Here is a 16,989-nt window from a genome sequence, read left to right as displayed (position 1 = left end):
CAGGTTAATTATTATGTATTGGTTGAATCTTATCAACTAGTACATTGTAACTATAATTTCAGACTTTCTAATGCGGGCTTCAATGTTGGGTAATGGAAGCGAAAATTGTGATTAAGTAATTTATTGGGAAGCACAAATTGACCATGAAGTAGAAGATCTGACATCTCTCCCATCATCAATTTGAGAACCCAACTAGGCATACGCAACATGGCAGGACGCGAAATTACATTCGCAAGTGTTTGACTAAATTCATTATTATCAACGGGGTTTGGCGCGGTGGCATTAATTGATCCTTGAATTTCTTGATGTGAAAGCACAAAAAGAATGAGTTGGATCATGTCGTCAATATGGATCCACGACATCCCTTGACGACCATGACCTAAAGGGCCACCAAAACCAAACTTGAAAGCTGGCAACATTTTACCTAAAGCTCCCCCTTGTTTTGCTAAAACGATGCCTGTACGCAGCAAGCAAACGCGAGTTTGATCACCATGCGCTTTCGTTGCGGCATGCTCCCAATCACGACAAAGGACATGGCTAAATTCAGGGTATATATCATTAAAGCTTTCATCGATTGGCTGGTTTTCTTGACGGCCATAAAAACCAATCGCACTGCCAGAAATGAATGTGTGAGGAGGGGACTCACAGCGGCTAATCGCTTTTGAGATTTGTTGGGTAAGATTAATCCGGCTATTAAGTAAAGTGCGCTTTTGCGATTCACTCCAACGTTTATTGACTATTGGCTCTCCTGCAAGATTAATGACAGCATCAATCTCTTCAAAATTGACTTCATCTAACGACTTAACTGTGTGTACCTGATGAGTTAGTATCACAGCAGCTTGTATCGGATTGCGTGTTAGCACAGTAACCTTGTGGTGATTAAGTAAGAAAGGGCACAAATGTCTACCAATGAGGCCTGTTCCACCTGTTAATAAAATATGCATAGTGCTACCTTAATTAAAATCTGTGTGTATTTTTTATACATAGTGATGGGGCTTTTTGCAAATTTATACGTATAAAGCAGTAATTTAGATTAGTCTTCTAGCCGCGATTGTTGTGTATGTGATAACTATTCTTTGACTCATGCTTAGCCTGATACATTGCTTGGTCAGCGAGTTTAAGTAGATGTTGATGATTTAAGCTGTGATCAGGAGCGAGGGCTACTCCAATACTTAATGAAATATTTAATGTCAGCTGTTCGAGTACAAAAGGATTGTCAAAACGTGCTAATAAATGAGTGATCATCGCATTAACGTATCTGTATTTGGCAATATTATGTGTAATTATGACAAACTCATCTCCTCCATAACGATATACATCATCATCAGCTCTAACAGATGACGTAATTCGTTTTGCGGTTTCAATGAGAATTTGGTCACCAATTAAATGACCATACTCATCATTCAGTTTTTTGAATTTATTGATATCTATAAATATAACGGCCAGCTTACTGTCTTTAGAGCAAGTAGAAATGGCTTGCTTTAATGCAGGCTTTAGCTCTGTTCTATTCAAAACACCTGTAAGATGATCATGACTAGCTTGAAAATTTAACTTGCTCGTTCGTTTATAAACAATGTCACTCATGCGTGCAAAACGTTTTAACACAAAGCCAATTTCATCGTTGTAATTAATCGTCAACATTTTAGGTCTTTCGCCTTTTTCTAGTTGTTCAGTGTTTTGAATTAACAACTTAAGAGGTTTAAAAAGTCTTGAATTAATATAAAAAGCACAAAAAACTAACAAGGTCACTATTAGTGGTATTTGCAAAGTAACAAACCGAGTTATGAATAGTCTGTTTCTTTGGTAGTCAGCATTTTGCTGTTCTAGCTTGGCACGTTCAATATTTTGAAACAGTAAAATATGCTTACGGATTTGGTCCATATACTGTTTCCCCTCATTCGTCAAAACAATCGCTTTTGCTTCTTCGATTGCATATGGCGTGTTTTGCATTACAAGTGTGACAGTTAACGCTAACTCCGCTAACTTTTTGTCGACTAGCTCATCTATTACTGCAAGTGTATTTTGTTGTTCGGGGTTACTTAGCGTTAGTCTATTGATGGCTAAAAAATGTTGTTTAACTTGTTCAAGTGCTGCGTAGTAGGGTTCTAAATAGTTCAGATCCTGCGTTAATAAATAACCACGTTGCCCGGTTTCTGCGTTCGTTATTTGATTGTAGAGCTTTTCTGATTCATCGAGCACATCATGAGTACGGATCACTGCCTCAAGCTTAGCCTGACCTTGTTTATCTAATACATAGATAATGAAGGTATTGGCTACCACCACTAAAAAAATGGTAGATAGCAAAAAGATGAATTTAATTCTCAGCGACATTGAAATAGCGACAGCCTAAAATTACTAACCTGTAATGATAAAGTATTGACTGAGGTTGAGTATTTTACCAGTTTGAGTTTTGATATATGGATTCGAAATTTTAGCTAATTCATTAATGTGAGCTTAACAAATTGGTGCAGATTGTGTTTATTTTTGGTATTTTGGTCCCGATAATAAGTAAAAAATGTATTTAAGGAACTATTATGCATAAGGGATTAATTGCAGGTGCTGCAGTTTTTAGTATGTTCAGTGCATACTCTCTTCAAGCTGCAACAGTCGAAAGGGTAAGTCCATCTAACAAGCCTCAACTTCAAAACCTGTTGTTAATGAATCAGACTCTTCAAAAAAGCCAAATAAAAGGCTCTTATTTTGAAGAAATTACTTCTACTCACCAACACTCTAATAGTGTGTTAAGAAAAAGCTCATCAAATAAAATTCTGCAGCAGTATTACTCTGGTATTCCTATTTGGGGTCAGCAAATTCGTGTTCAAGATAAGTCACAGCACATGAGTGGCTTTTTTGCGACCGGCATCAATGATGCGCAATTACAATTAAGAGCGAACAATCAATTTGATTTAGATACTGCAGTTAACGCAGTACTTGAAGCTGCTAAATTGTCATTAGACTTGCCATATAAGCTTATAAAATCAGAACGTTATATTTATGTTAAGGATGATAAAGCTCATTACGCATATTTAATTGAACTTGAAATTTTAAATGCCGAACATGAGTCAAAGCCTTCAGCTATCATCAATGAAAATACTTATGAAGTGTATAAAGCGTGGAATAATATTAAGCACACACAGGCGATGGGTCCTGGGGGGAATGAGAAAGTTGGCCGTTATGAATATGGCGAAGATTATCCTGCCTATGCAGTTTCTCAAGTAGGAGAAACATGCTTTTTAGAGAATGATAAAGTGAAAACTGTTTCGATGGAGTCAGGCAGTGAGCCATCATCTGCGTTTTCATTCCCGTGTGATCGAAATACTCACAAAGAGGTCAATGGTGCCTATTCGCCTTTAAACGATGCGCATGCATTTGGTACCTCAGTGTTTGATATGTATGAGCAATGGTACAACACGGCGCCCCTGACCTTTAAATTATTACTGCGTGTTCACCAAGGAGATGGATGGGAAAACGCCACCTGGAATGGCTCTGCGATGAGTTTTGGTGATGGTGCTGATAGCTTTTACCCACTAGTATCTTTGGATATTGTATCTCACGAGGTAAGTCATGGTGTAACAGAACAAAATTCTAATTTATTTTATTTTGACCAATCAGGCGGGATAAATGAATCTTTTTCAGACATGGCTGGTGAAACTGCTGAATACTTTGTCAGAGGCACTACAGATTGGTTGTCGGGTGCCGACATCACAAAAAATAGAACTGCATTGCGTTATTTTGAAACACCGTCAAATGATGGTATTTCAATAGACCATGCATCACAGTTTTATTCTGGTATTGATGTCCATTACAGTAGTGGTGTATTTAACAGAGCATTTTATTTACTTGCAAATAAGCCTGAGTGGGATCCGCGAAAAGCTTTTCAAATTATGCTTTACGCAAACCAAAATTATTGGGTTAATTCAACTGACTTTATCGATGGAGCATGTGGTGCAATAAACAGTGCCATTGATTTAGGTTATGCGGCAAATGATGTTGTTGATGCATTCAATACGGTAGGTGTTGTATGTAATAATATTCAATTCATTGATAATGATAACGATGGAATGGATGACAACTGGGAGCTGTTATACTCACTCGACTCTTCAGACCCTACAGATGCCTCAGGTGACCTTGATGAAGATGGATTGACCAACCTAGAAGAATACAGATTAAATTCGTTGCCAAATAATTCTGATACAGATGACGATGGCCTAACAGACTATCAAGAACATCATGAATATCAAACGAGCTTAACTAATCCAGATTCTGATAACGACAAAATGACAGATGGTTGGGAAGTCAATTTTTCGTTAGATCCACTAGACAGTGCAGATGCACAAAGTGACTTAGATCAAGATAGCTTCACTAACCTAATTGAATTTTTATTAGGTTCAGACCCAACGGATGCTGATTCTACGCCTTCAATTCCTGCAACAATCTCTTTTAACTTTAACGATAATCTTGTTCCTGAAAGTTTTAATTTTACAGATCCTTCTACGCCATGGGTAACGTCACAAATAGATGAAAGCTATAGCTTCTCTTTGGCTAATAATGATATTGACGATAGTCAAGCAACTAGTTTTGAATACAGCTTTGTAACAGACCAGACTAAGTATTTAAGTTTCATTTATAAACTTTCTACAGAAGCAGGTTTTGACCATTTGTATGTATACCTAAACGAGCAATTAATTGTTATTGATTCTGGTATTACCGATTGGCGCTCTTTCGAGCAGGTCATTCCTGCAGGCTTAAATACACTTAAATTCGCATATATTAAAGATGGTTCTGTATCATCCGGTTTAGATACTGTCTTCATTGATAACATTTATATCAGTAATGAGTTTGCTGATAATGATGGTGATTCAATACCTGACTCTTGGGAAGTTGTGCACGGCTTAGATCCTTCAAATCCAGATGATGCATTACTAGATAATGATAATGACGGTTTGAGTAATCTAAATGAGTTTTTACATCAGGGAGACCCCAATAACCTTGATACAGATGGAGACCAAATTCCAGACGGCTGGGAATATGAGTATGGTCTAAATTTAACAGACTCTACTGATGCTATGCTTGATAGTGATAACGATGGATTTAGCAACTTTACCGAGTTTCAGTTACAAACTGATCCGCAGGATGCAGAGTCATTTCCAGAGCAATTGAATCTAACTAGTTCATTTGAAGACTCTCAACTACCTCAATGGTTTAACCATTCATCAGAGAACAACGCAGATTGGTACATTGATAATAGTTTTGCTACAGATGGTTCGCAAAGCATTCGCTCCGGTAAAATCTCAGATGGTCAAATGAGCTCATTCAGTGCTACAGGCGTCTTCGCTGAAGCATACCTTGTATTTGACTATAAAATAGAGTCTGAAGAATGTTGCGACTCTTTTATAATGAAAATTAATGGTTCAAACAGTGATATTGAGTGGATCGCTGGGACTAAAGAAGGGTCGGTAATTGTTAAAATCCCCGAAGGTGTTAACGTTATTGAGTTTTCATATTCAAAAGATGGATCAATATCTACTGGAGAGGATGCTGTTTGGCTAGATAATTTTAAGTTTATTACTAAAACGAGCGATGCTGATACAGATAGTGATGGGTTGCCAGATTTTTGGGAAGTTGAAAATGGGCTTAATTTAACTGATGCTAATGATGCATCTTCTGACTACGATAATGACGCATTAACAGCTCTGCAAGAGTATGGTATTGGAACAGATCCTAGGCTTTCGGATAGTGATGGAGATGAACTTCCTGACGGTTACGAAGTAAATGTACTTATGACCTCACCGATTAATGCAAATGTTACTGGTGCTGATTTAGATGAAGATGGTTATACAGACGTACAAGAGTATTATGCACAAAGCTCGCCTTCAGAAAACGCTTCAACGCCTTCAGCAATTAATAACCTTTTCGAAAGCTTTGAAAGTGCAGGATTACCTAACCGCTTTACGGTGTTAGCAGCAAATAATGTTGACTGGATTTCAAGTGATACTTGGTCTTCTAACGGAGTGAATAGCCTTTCTTTCAATCCTAAGTTTGATGGCGAAAATTATACAGAAGTAAATGCAGGTTTTGCTATTGCTGGCTTGTTTGAGCAGGGGTTTATCACAATTGACTATAGAGTTAACAAATATGACCGCTTTAATGTTCAACTAAACAACGAAAATATTCAGGTTCAATATAATGAGTCTCGTTTACTAATACCTGTCACTGATGGCTTCAACGTCATAAAACTTAATCTAGTTGATGCTAATTTTTACCGCTATGATCCATTCTTTATTGATAGAGTTATGTGGGTTACAGAGGTTGATACTCGTTTAGATACCGACAATGACGGTATTGCAGATTTTTGGGAGTATCAATTTGGCTTAAATGTTCTTGACTCATACGATGCAAGTCAAGATTTAGACAGAGATGGTTTGACTAACTTAACTGAATTTGAAATAGGGTCAAACCCAACAGCTGAAGATACTGATTCAGATGGTGTGGTTGATAGTGAGGATAGTCATCCAGATGATCCAAATTTAGGAGAAAATTTACCACCAGTTTTCTCTGATTTGACAGCTGTGACAATTGAAGGTGTCTATGAAAACACATCTATTCCTAGAAGTCTTTATCCTGAGGTTACTGATAACAATAGAGCAGCAGTTGAGGTATACCCTTTATCTAGAACGCTAGTATATGGCGAGAATCAAGTAACTTGGGTCGCTGAAGATATTGCAGGGAATAGCGCAAGAGCTGTGCAAACATTCTTTGTTACTGATACGACGGCTCCAACCATCCGAAACGATGTCGTCGCTATGAACGGAGAATTTACTGAAGAACAATTGTTTGAAACCTTGCTAGAGCAATTTATTGTTTTTGATAGGGTATCAGGCATCAAAGAAATAACTGTCGGATCAGGGCTAGATATAGAATTTGAATCAGGGCGTTACTCTTTAGATATTACGGCAAGCGATAATGCAGGTAATACAGCCTCAGGCACTGTTAACCTTCATATAAATCCTCGTATTGATATTCAGCCTTTTACCTATGTTTATCGAAATGTTCTGCCTGTCGTTGCGCTTAATGTAAGAGGTAAGCCGTTAAATGGTTACTTGGGCTTGAATTTAACTGCTGGCAATTATAGCCACTATTTTAGTGACTACAGTATCGAAGGGATCAAGAATGTAGTATTAGGAAATACGCTTGACTCGTCAGTTGATTCAATTGAGCTTGAAGTATACGACGGCGGTTATACAGGGGAGTTTAGTAAATCTGAAATAATTCATTTAGATGAAGAAGCTCCACGTACTATCAGTGCCACTTATAAACAAAATGGTAAGAAAATGGCAAGTTTGGTCAAAGGGAATAGCGCCGAACTTTATATACAAGTATATGGCTTTTCAAATTATGAAAGTTTAGAGCTAAAAGTAACATTATTATCTGCTGAACAAGTCATCAATGAAGTTGACGTGTATATGTATGACACATCAATTTGGAGTGGCTATTTTGGTATTGAAGATGCTTGGCAAGGAGACATTACCTTACAGTATGACATTTTACAAAATGGAGAGTCGGTTCTGACGAAAACTGAGACTGTGCCATTGATTAATCATGTTACCTTTGATGATGAAAGCGTCGACACCGATGGTGATAATATCCCTGATAGCATAGAGTGGATAGGCGACAGTGATGGTGATGGGATTGTTGATTTCTTAGATAATTCAGCAAACACCTCGAAAGGGGTACTCGCATCTGACTCTTATGTATATACGAACAATGTTTTCCATATCATCAGAGCAGGTGACGTTATTCGCACTCACAGTGAGCACTTCATAGAAAATATGAATGTCTCTGAGGGCCAACTGCTTGATGCCTTCACCGAGATGAGGGTTGAAGATCCTCATTTCCAATTGAAGAGTGACATGATAAACATCAATGTTGAGCTCGCTCAGCGTACAGAATCAGTAGACCTTGCTTTACCAATGCTCGAAAACGCTTTATTAAGCGATGAGCTACAAGCACGCGTACTAACGTTAAATGGTTGGAAATCGGTAGAGATAATTGAAAACAGCGAGTTTAGTGCTGAGTGCAGCAATTGTTCAGTGATTAGGATTGAAGATGGTAGTGAGTTTGACTTAGACGGCGAGAAAAATGGTTTTGTTGAGGTTGTCGCAAAACTGGCACAAGAAAGTCTTAATAGCGCACCGACATTGTCTCTTATTATTCCTGAAACGATAGAAGAGCTGCATACTTTCGTTTTAGATGCGTCAGGCACGTCAGATAGCGACGCAGATGAGCTAACGTATCACTGGTCTATTTCAATACCTGAAGTTACTATCGAAAACCAAAATGAAAGTATAGCAATCTTAAAAGTGTCAGAGCTAATAGAGTCAAAGCAAGGGACAATTTCTTTAACCATTAACGATGGTTATGAGGAATTTGTTCATGAACAATCTGTTCTATTCGTGCATGTAAACCAATTGCCAACTCTTGAACTTGCTAGTAGTTATACAGTTAATGAGAATGCAGACGGTGTAATTACCGTTTCTGCGACAGATAAGGAATCACAGTCGTTAACTTACAATTGGACGCAAACGCAAGGTCTTCAAGCTGATATTCTTCAATCGAATTCGGCAACGTTAAAATTCAAATCTCCAGCTGTTTCAGAGGATTCATTGCTCAAATTCAAAGTAGCAGTTTCGGATGGGGAAGGAACTACAGAACAATCGATAGATGTTACTGTTAAAAATGTACCTACTACTAGCAATAGTGATAAAGCTGAATCTAGTAGCGGTGGCGTTTTTGTATTTCTCATTGCTTTGTTACCTTTTGTTTATAGAAGGCGACTATACAGAGATTAAAATAGCGAAAAAAGCCCCTTTTAAGGGGCTTTTTTAATAGGAGCAAGTCATTATAAATAATTTAAATACAGTCATAAATTATGATTACTACTGTTGTTATTTGAAATTCTTGGTATGCTTATTAAAGCAAAATAAAATTCGTGTAACTAGGGAGCTAGGTTGAACTTTCTGCGCCAATTTCACAACATCGTATCTGATCAAAATACTGACTTCTCAGAGAAAATAACAGAGTTACTAAAATTTGGTCTAGATGTATTTAATCTTGATTTTGCGATAATTAGTCGTGTAGAAAATAATGTTTACACGGTCATACACGTAATTGCTCCAGATGATGCAATTGCTGTTGGTACTCAGTTTGAACTATCGGGTACGTATTGCACCCATACGCTCACAGCGAATAAAGCGATATCTTTTCATCAAGCCTCTAAAAGTACTATTGCAGAGCATCCTTGTTATCTGAATTTCAAACTTGAATCTTATATTGGCGCACCTATTTTTGTAGGTAATAAAGTCTTTGGTACTCTTAACTTTTCTGCACCGCAAGCTTCACCGCCTTTTAATGATGATGCCCATGATTATGTTGAGCTTTTTGCGCAATGGCTTGGAAATGAGTTTGCACGAAATTCAGCATCAAAAAAATTAATAAAAAAGAACTCTATGCTTGCTCAAGTTGAGAAAGTTGCGAAGATTGGTTCATGGGAGTTAGATCTTGCATCAAATCGCCTTTATTGGAGTAAACAAACAAAAGCGATCCATGAGGTACCAGAAGATTTTACTCCCTTACTTGATAATGCCATAGAATATTACAAAAAAGGGCCAAGTAGGGATGCCATTGAGCTTGCTGTGAAAGAAGCTATTGAAGATGGAAAACAGTGGAATATCGAAATTGAATTGATCACAGCGAAAGGTAAACCTATATGGGTATCCACTTTTGGTGAACCTGAATTCAAAAACGGAAAGTGCGTAAGATTAATAGGTACATTTCAAGATATTACTAAATCGGTATTATTGCGAGAAGAACTTAAAAAGCAAAAGGCTGACGCAGAACGCACCTTAGAAGATCGTAGTATTTTACTTGCAAAAATAAGTCATGAATTACGTACTCCGTTGAATGGTATAACTGGCATGTTGACGACTTTGCTTTATGAGAAATCTGAGCAAAAGCGTGAAGAGAAGTTGAAAGTTGCGCTTCGTAGCGCCGATATATTGCTTAATATTATTAATGAAGTTCTCGATTTTTCGAAAATTAACCATGGAGAGCTGAAACTAGAGCCATGTCATTTCTTGTTAAAGACAATTTTTGTTGACCTTGCTTCGTTATATTTACCGCTATACCAAGAAAAGAACTTAAATTTTGAAGTTGATATTGATATCAGTGATAAGTGCTGGACTTACTGTGATAACACGCGGATCACCCAAATAGTGTCTAACTTGTTAAGCAACGCATTAAAATTTACTGAGCAAGGTGATATTAAATTGCGCGCTGTCGCACAGCAACAAGGTGATGATGTGCTTCTAAATCTGCGGGTAAGTGATAGTGGTGTCGGCATGTCAGAATCTTTTATGAAGTCACTATTCTCTCCCTTTACACAAGAAGTAAACAAAGAGCGTAAAAAAGGTGGTACAGGGCTTGGCCTTGCAATAGTTAAGGAACTTATTGACTACATGGGCGGCTCTATTAAAGTTACTAGCGAATACGGCAAAGGAAGTTGTTTTGATATTCAATTAACTTTAAAAAGGGGAGTAGCTCAGACGTCTGACCTTATTACTGCCGCAAATATTGACTTTTCAACCTTGCCATTGTCGATACTTGTTGTTGATGATAATCAAATTAATCGTTTTGTTCTAAAAGCCCATTTAGAAAAGTTAGGTTTAACTGCCGATTATGCATGCGATGGTATTGATGCGATAAATAAGTGCAAACAAAATAACTACAATCTAATATTTATGGATTGTGTAATGCCTGAAATGGATGGTATTGAAGCAACTAGTATTTTAAGAGAAGAACTAATTTGCCCGGTACATAAAACTTACATAGTTGCTTTGACAGCTAATACTTCAGCCGATGATAAGGCTGCATGTAAGCGAGCTGGTATGGACTTGTTTGTTTCTAAACCTGTTAAAAATACAGCCATAGAACAAGCTATTATTTCAGCAAAAGAGCACTTATTTATGTAATGTTTTTTCTAATTAACCTCACTAAATGGCTCGCGATCAGAGTCCAATAAAAAAGGGTTATCAAATTGATAACCCTTTTTCGTAAGCTTAGTTTGAGATTAAACTAACTTTGCTAATATATCATTAAATGTAGAGCTTGGGCGCATCGCTTTGAATGCTAACTCATCATTTGGTTGGAAGTAACCACCAACACTCATAGCAGGACCTTGTGCATCGTTTAACTCAGCAACGATTTGGTCTTTTTGAGACTCAAGATCAGCAGCAATTTGCGTGAACTGTGCTTTTAATTCCGCGTCATCATTTTGTGCAGCAAGTTCTTGTGCCCAGAATAATGAAAGGAAGAAGTGCGAACCACGGTTATCAATCTCTTTCACTTTACGTGAAGGTGATTTGTTTTCCGCTAGGAAAGTACCTGTCGCTTTATCAAGCGTATCAGCAAGTACTTGCGCTTTCTTATTACCAGCATTAACTGCTAAGTGCTCTAAAGAAGCCGCTAGTGCTAAGAATTCACCTAATGAATCCCATCGTAAGTGGTTTTCTTTTTCGAATTGTTGAACGTGCTTAGGCGCAGAACCACCGGCACCTGTTTCGAATAAACCACCACCATTCATAAGTGGTACGATTGAAAGCATTTTAGCACTTGTACCAAGCTCAAGGATTGGGAATAAATCAGTTAGGTAGTCACGTAGTACGTTACCTGTTACTGAAATAGTGTCTTTACCTTCTTTGATGCGCTCTAAAGAAAATTTAGTTGCTTCAACAGGTGCTAAAATGTGGATTTCAAGACCATCAGTATCGTGGTTTGGCAGATACGCGTTTACTTTTTTGATTAACTCAGCATCGTGAGCACGGTTTTCGTCTAACCAGAAAACTGCTGGCGTGCTCGTTGCGCGAGCACGGTTAACAGCAAGTTTAACCCAATCTTGAATTGGTGCATCTTTAACCTGACACATACGCCAGATATCGCCTTGCTCAACAGCATGCTCAAGTAAAGTTGTACCAGCTGTGTCTACAACACGGATTGTACCAGCTGCTGCTACTTCGAACGTTTTGTCATGTGAACCGTACTCTTCAGCTTTTTGAGCCATAAGACCAACGTTAGGTACGCTACCCATAGTAGTTGGATCGAATGCACCGTTTTCTTTACAGAAATCGATAGTTGCTTGGTAAACACCTGAGTAACAACGATCTGGAATGACAAAGCTCGTGTCTTGTAATTTACCTTCGCTATTCCACATTTGGCCGCTAGAACGGATTGCAGCAGGCATTGATGCATCGATGATCACATCACTTGGTACGTGAAGGTTCGTGATACCACGGTCAGAATCAACCATTGCAATAGCAGGGTTGTTGTCGTATACCGCTTGGATATCCGCTTCGATTTCAGCTTTTTTAGCTGCATCTAGGCTTTCAATTTTTGAGAATACATCACCAAAGCCGTTGTTTACGTCAACATCTAGCTCTTTGAAAAGATCAGCGTGTTTTGTGAAAACGTCTTTGAAGAAAACTTTTACAGCGTGACCGAAGATGATTGGGTCAGACACTTTCATCATCGTTGCTTTCATATGTAATGAGAACAACACGCCTTTGTCTTTTGCTGCTTGAATTTCTTTTGCAAGGAAAGCTTGAAGCTTAGCAGCACTCATTCGCGAAGCGTCAATTACTTCACCTGCTAGTAATGGTGTGCTTGCTTTAAGAACTGTGATATCACCATTTTCAGCAACATGCTCGATACGTACGTCAGTTGCTTGTTCAACAGTGACTGATTGCTCTGAACCGAAGAAGTCACCGTCTTCCATGCTAGCAACGTAAGACTTTGAATCTTTGCTCCATGCGCCCATTGAGTGTGGATTGTTACGTGCGTACTCTTTTACTGAACCTGGAGCACGACGGTCTGAGTTACCTTCACGAAGTACCGGGTTTACAGCAGAACCTTTGATTTTGTCGTAAGTTGCTTTAACTTTCTTTTCTTCATCAGTTTTTGGCTCTGAAGGGTAGTCAGGTAATGCGTAACCTTTTTCTTGTAACTCTTTGATTACTGCACGTAGCTGAGGGATAGAAGCACTGATATTAGGTAGTTTGATAATGTTAGCTTCAGGTGTTTTAGCCATTTCACCTAATTCTGCAAGTGCATCATCAATACGTTGATCTTCAGTTAAGTACTCAGGGAAGTTTGCAATTACACGACCCGCTAATGAAATATCGCGAGTTTCAACTTCAACACCAGCAGCGTTTGTATACGCTTGGATGATTGGTAACAATGAATACGTCGCAAGAGCTGGCGCTTCATCTGTTTTAGTATAGATAATTTTTGATGTCATCATCATTCCTAGATAGTTGGCGTAATGTTTGGTAATGACTGCTAACAGTAACCCTTAATTAGCCATATTCAACAATGCAATAGATAGCTTTGAATTACCAAGCTTTAGGTACCTTGATAAAACAACAGCAAGCAGTCTGTTAGCTGTTGCCACTCAATACAAAGTATTAAAATAACCACAGCTGACAGACTGTAAAATTCTTATAGCTCAAATAAGCAAATCATGAAATTAGCCAAAAGCCTTACGTCAAAATGACGAAAAAGCTAAATTTAAGCAACAAGAGTGTAACAAGCTTGGCTCTAAAGGGCTAATAACAATTAATCAATTGGGGTAAACAAATGGAATTTCAAGGTAAGTGTAAGGATAAATTTTAGTGGAAGAGTAAGCGAGGAACTTAACAAGGTCGCTCGCTTGATACTCGAATAGGTTTTACCTAAGAGATTTCATCGTTAGGCGCAATATTCGTTGCGTGTAACCCTTTTGGACCTTGTTGCAATTCGAATGTTACATCTTGACCAGCTTTAAGTGTTTTATAACCGTCCATTACAATCGTTGAGTAATGAGCGAAGATATCAGTCTCGCTGCCGTCTTCTACGATGAAGCCAAAACCTTTGGCATTGTTGAACCATTTGACTTTTCCACAAGCCATACTTCTACATCCTTCTATAAGTTGACTAATTTAGTTATTCTAAACCGTGTAATTTGCTAGACTGACTAATGATTAATCAATCTATATTTGACTGTAGTTTATTTAGCCAGTCAGTCAAGTGTTTTAGACTATTTTTTAACAATTTATTTATTTTTTTATTCAAGTTTGCTTGAGTTCTAAAGACAAGACTATATTTAATTATGAGTGGCATGAAAGATTCTGGTGTTATTGAAACGGTTCGCGATAGTGAAAAGCAAAAATTGCAACCACCGCGAAAATATAAAGTCATTTTAAATAATGATGATTACACGCCTATGGACTTTGTGATAGAAGTACTAATGACGTTTTTTAATATGGATAGCGATAGAGCAACAGATGTGATGCTTCAAGTTCATCATAATGGTAAAGCGATATGCGGTGTTTACAGCGCTGATGTAGCTCATACCAAAGCTGAACAAGTTAATCGTTACGCACGAGACAACGAGCATCCACTGCTATGTAGTTGTGAGCAGGAATAAATACCAAGGTAGGGTGAACTAATTAGCCCGTCACAACGGTATATAAATATTATCTCAGTAAGGGGTTGCCAATGCTAAACAAAGACTTAGAACTAACCTTAAATGCGGCGTTTCGCGAAGCTAGAACACGTCGTCATGAATTTATGACCGTCGAGCATCTTTTACTTGCACTGCTCGATAACCCTTCTGCTGGGGAAGCGCTTAACGCCTGCGGCGTAGATATGGGCGCATTAAAAGTCGAATTATCAGATTTTATTGACGAAACAACACCGGTTATTCCTGATCTTGAGGAAGACAGAGAAACACAACCGACGTTAGGTTTTCAGCGTGTATTACAGCGCGCTGTATTTCACGTGCAGTCATCAGGCAAAAACGAAGTTACTGGCGTGAATGTGCTAGTGGCAATTTTTTCTGAACAAGAGAGCCAAGCAGTTTATTTACTTAAAAAATCAGATGTTAACCGTTTGGATATTGTTAACTTTATTTCGCATGGTATTTCTAAAACAGATGACGACATTGGCGGTGAAGATCACGATGACATTCATGAAGAAGTTCAAGAAGTGCAAGGTGAAGAGCCAACTAAGCTTGAAAACTTCACGACCAACCTGAATCAACAGGCCATTGATGGCAATATTGACCCATTAGTGGGCCGCGACAACGAAGTTGAACGCACAGTACAAGTGTTATGTCGTCGTAAGAAAAATAACCCGCTATTGGTTGGTGAAGCAGGGGTGGGTAAAACAGCCATAGCTGAAGGCCTAGCTTATCGTATTGTAAACAAAGAAGTACCTGAAGTGATTGCCGATGCAGTGGTCTACTCACTCGACATGGGCGCGTTATTAGCGGGTACTAAATACCGTGGCGACTTCGAAAAACGTTTCAAATCGCTACTTAAAGAGTTACAGGCTAAACCAGGTTCAATTTTATTTATTGATGAAATTCATACCATCATTGGCGCCGGTGCAGCATCGGGCGGGGTAATGGATGCATCGAACCTAATCAAACCGCTACTTTCAAGTGGTAAACTGCGCTGCATGGGCTCGACTACTTATAATGAGTTCAAGAATATCTTTGAAAAAGACCGTGCGCTAGTACGTCGTTTCCAAAAAATTGATGTGCTTGAACCAAGTGTGGCTGATACCACGAAGATTCTTAACGGCTTAAAAGAGCGTTACGAAGAGCACCATGGTATTCGTTACACACAAAAAGCATTGAAAGCAGCTGCAGAACTTAGTGCTAAATACATAAATGAACGTCACTTACCAGACAAGGCTATTGATGTTATTGATGAGGCTGGTGCTAATCAACGTTTACAGCCAGTTTCTAAACGTAAGAAAACAATTGGCGTGGCTGATATCGAGCTAATTGTATCTAAGATGGCGCGTATCCCTCAGCAAAGCGTTTCGTCAAGCGATAAAGAAACACTTAAAAACCTTGATCGTAACCTGAAGATGCTAGTGTTTGGTCAAGACCAATCAATCGATGCGTTGACTTCAGCAATTCGCTTATCACGCTCAGGTCTTGCTAACGAAGATAAACCAGTGGGTTCGTTCTTATTTGCAGGCCCAACAGGAGTTGGTAAAACAGAAGTTACTAAGCAGCTTGCTAAGTGTATGGGTGTTGAGTTTATTCGTTTTGATATGTCTGAATATGTTGAACGTCATGCGGTCAGTCGTCTAATTGGTGCACCTCCTGGCTATGTAGGTTTTGAGCAAGGTGGTTTATTAACTGAAGCGGTAATTAAAAATCCGCATGCAGTTGTACTACTAGACGAAATTGAAAAAGCACATTCAGATATTTACAACATTCTACTGCAAGTAATGGATCACGGTACACTTACTGATAATAACGGTCGTAAAGCCGATTTCAGAAATGTAGTATTGGTGATGACGACGAATGCGGGTGTTCAAGAGACTGTACGTAAGTCAATTGGCTTTACTGAGCAAGACCATTCTCATGATGCGATGAGTGAAATCAACAAAGTGTTTTCACCTGAGTTTAGAAACCGTTTAGATAATATCATTTGGTTTAATCACCTTGAGAAAGAGATTATCTTGCAAGTGGTTGATAAGTTCATTGTTGAGTTACAAGCGCAACTTGATAAGAAGTCGGTTAATCTTGAGCTTACATCCAAAGCAAGAGAGTGGTTGGCAGATAAAGGCTACGATAAAGCAATGGGGGCACGTCCGATGGCACGTGTTATCCAAGATGAGCTTAAAAAGCCGCTGGCAAATGCAATCTTGTTTGGTGAGCTAGCCGATGGTGGTTCAGTTAAGGTTTCGATTAAGGACAAGAAAATCCACTTTGACTTTGAGACTAGCTTAGAAACGGCTTAATTTATCAAGCTGAAACAAAAAGCCCAGCAATTGCTGGGCTTTTTGTTTATTAAATGGAATTAAAACTAAGTTAGTTTGAACACCATTTAACAAACGCTTTTAGCTCTTTGTAATAAACACACCTGCTCATTCAAAGCA

Annotated in this window: 8 protein-coding genes; 4 read left to right on the top strand and 4 right to left on the bottom strand. The window is 38.5% G+C overall.

Annotated features, from left to right (window positions below):
• Positions 1–50: 50 nt before the first annotated feature.
• Both AOG27_RS02700 and AOG27_RS02695 read right to left on the bottom strand, forming a co-directional pair.
• Positions 51–944, bottom strand: a complete 894-nt coding sequence (locus AOG27_RS02700; protein ID WP_054551475.1) for a TIGR01777 family oxidoreductase — start codon at positions 942–944, stop codon at positions 51–53.
• A 97-nt stretch (positions 945–1,041) separates the two neighbouring features.
• Positions 1,042–2,331, bottom strand: a complete 1,290-nt coding sequence (locus AOG27_RS02695) for a diguanylate cyclase domain-containing protein (RefSeq protein WP_054551474.1) — start codon at positions 2,329–2,331, stop codon at positions 1,042–1,044.
• Between the two features lie 203 nt (positions 2,332–2,534).
• Here AOG27_RS02695 and AOG27_RS02690 point away from each other — a divergent pair, with 203 nt between their 5' ends.
• A complete protein-coding gene (locus AOG27_RS02690; RefSeq protein ID WP_054551473.1) occupies positions 2,535–8,849 on the top strand; it encodes a M4 family metallopeptidase in 6,315 nt (2,104 codons plus the stop codon).
• A gap of 159 nt (positions 8,850–9,008) precedes the next feature.
• Positions 9,009–11,027 carry an ATP-binding protein gene (locus AOG27_RS02685; protein WP_054551472.1) on the top strand — a complete coding sequence of 673 codons (2,019 nt, stop codon included), beginning with the start codon at positions 9,009–9,011 and terminating at the stop codon, positions 11,025–11,027.
• A gap of 98 nt (positions 11,028–11,125) precedes the next feature.
• On the opposite strand, the gene AOG27_RS02680 is transcribed toward AOG27_RS02685, so the two are convergent.
• Complete coding sequence (locus AOG27_RS02680; RefSeq protein WP_054551471.1) at positions 11,126–13,348, bottom strand: NADP-dependent isocitrate dehydrogenase; 2,223 nt, start codon at positions 13,346–13,348, stop codon at positions 11,126–11,128.
• Positions 13,349–13,781: 433 nt separating this feature from the next.
• Positions 13,782–13,997: a cold shock domain-containing protein CspD gene (gene cspD / locus AOG27_RS02675; protein ID WP_036968098.1), complete on the bottom strand. Its 216-nt coding sequence runs from the start codon at positions 13,995–13,997 to the stop codon at positions 13,782–13,784.
• 209 nt (positions 13,998–14,206) lie between these two features.
• Here cspD and clpS point away from each other — a divergent pair, with 209 nt between their 5' ends.
• A complete protein-coding gene (clpS, locus tag AOG27_RS02670; RefSeq protein ID WP_161804337.1) occupies positions 14,207–14,515 on the top strand; it encodes an ATP-dependent Clp protease adapter ClpS in 309 nt (102 codons plus the stop codon).
• A 71-nt stretch (positions 14,516–14,586) separates the two neighbouring features.
• Positions 14,587–16,851, top strand: a complete 2,265-nt coding sequence (gene clpA / locus AOG27_RS02665) for an ATP-dependent Clp protease ATP-binding subunit ClpA (RefSeq protein WP_054551469.1) — start codon at positions 14,587–14,589, stop codon at positions 16,849–16,851.
• Positions 16,852–16,989 lie beyond the last annotated feature (138 nt).

The organism is Pseudoalteromonas lipolytica, assembly GCF_001306915.1.
GTDB lineage: Bacteria > Pseudomonadota > Gammaproteobacteria > Enterobacterales > Alteromonadaceae > Pseudoalteromonas > Pseudoalteromonas simplex.
Note: the sequence above shows the minus strand (reverse complement) of the source record. Positions and strands in the feature narration are given on the sequence as shown.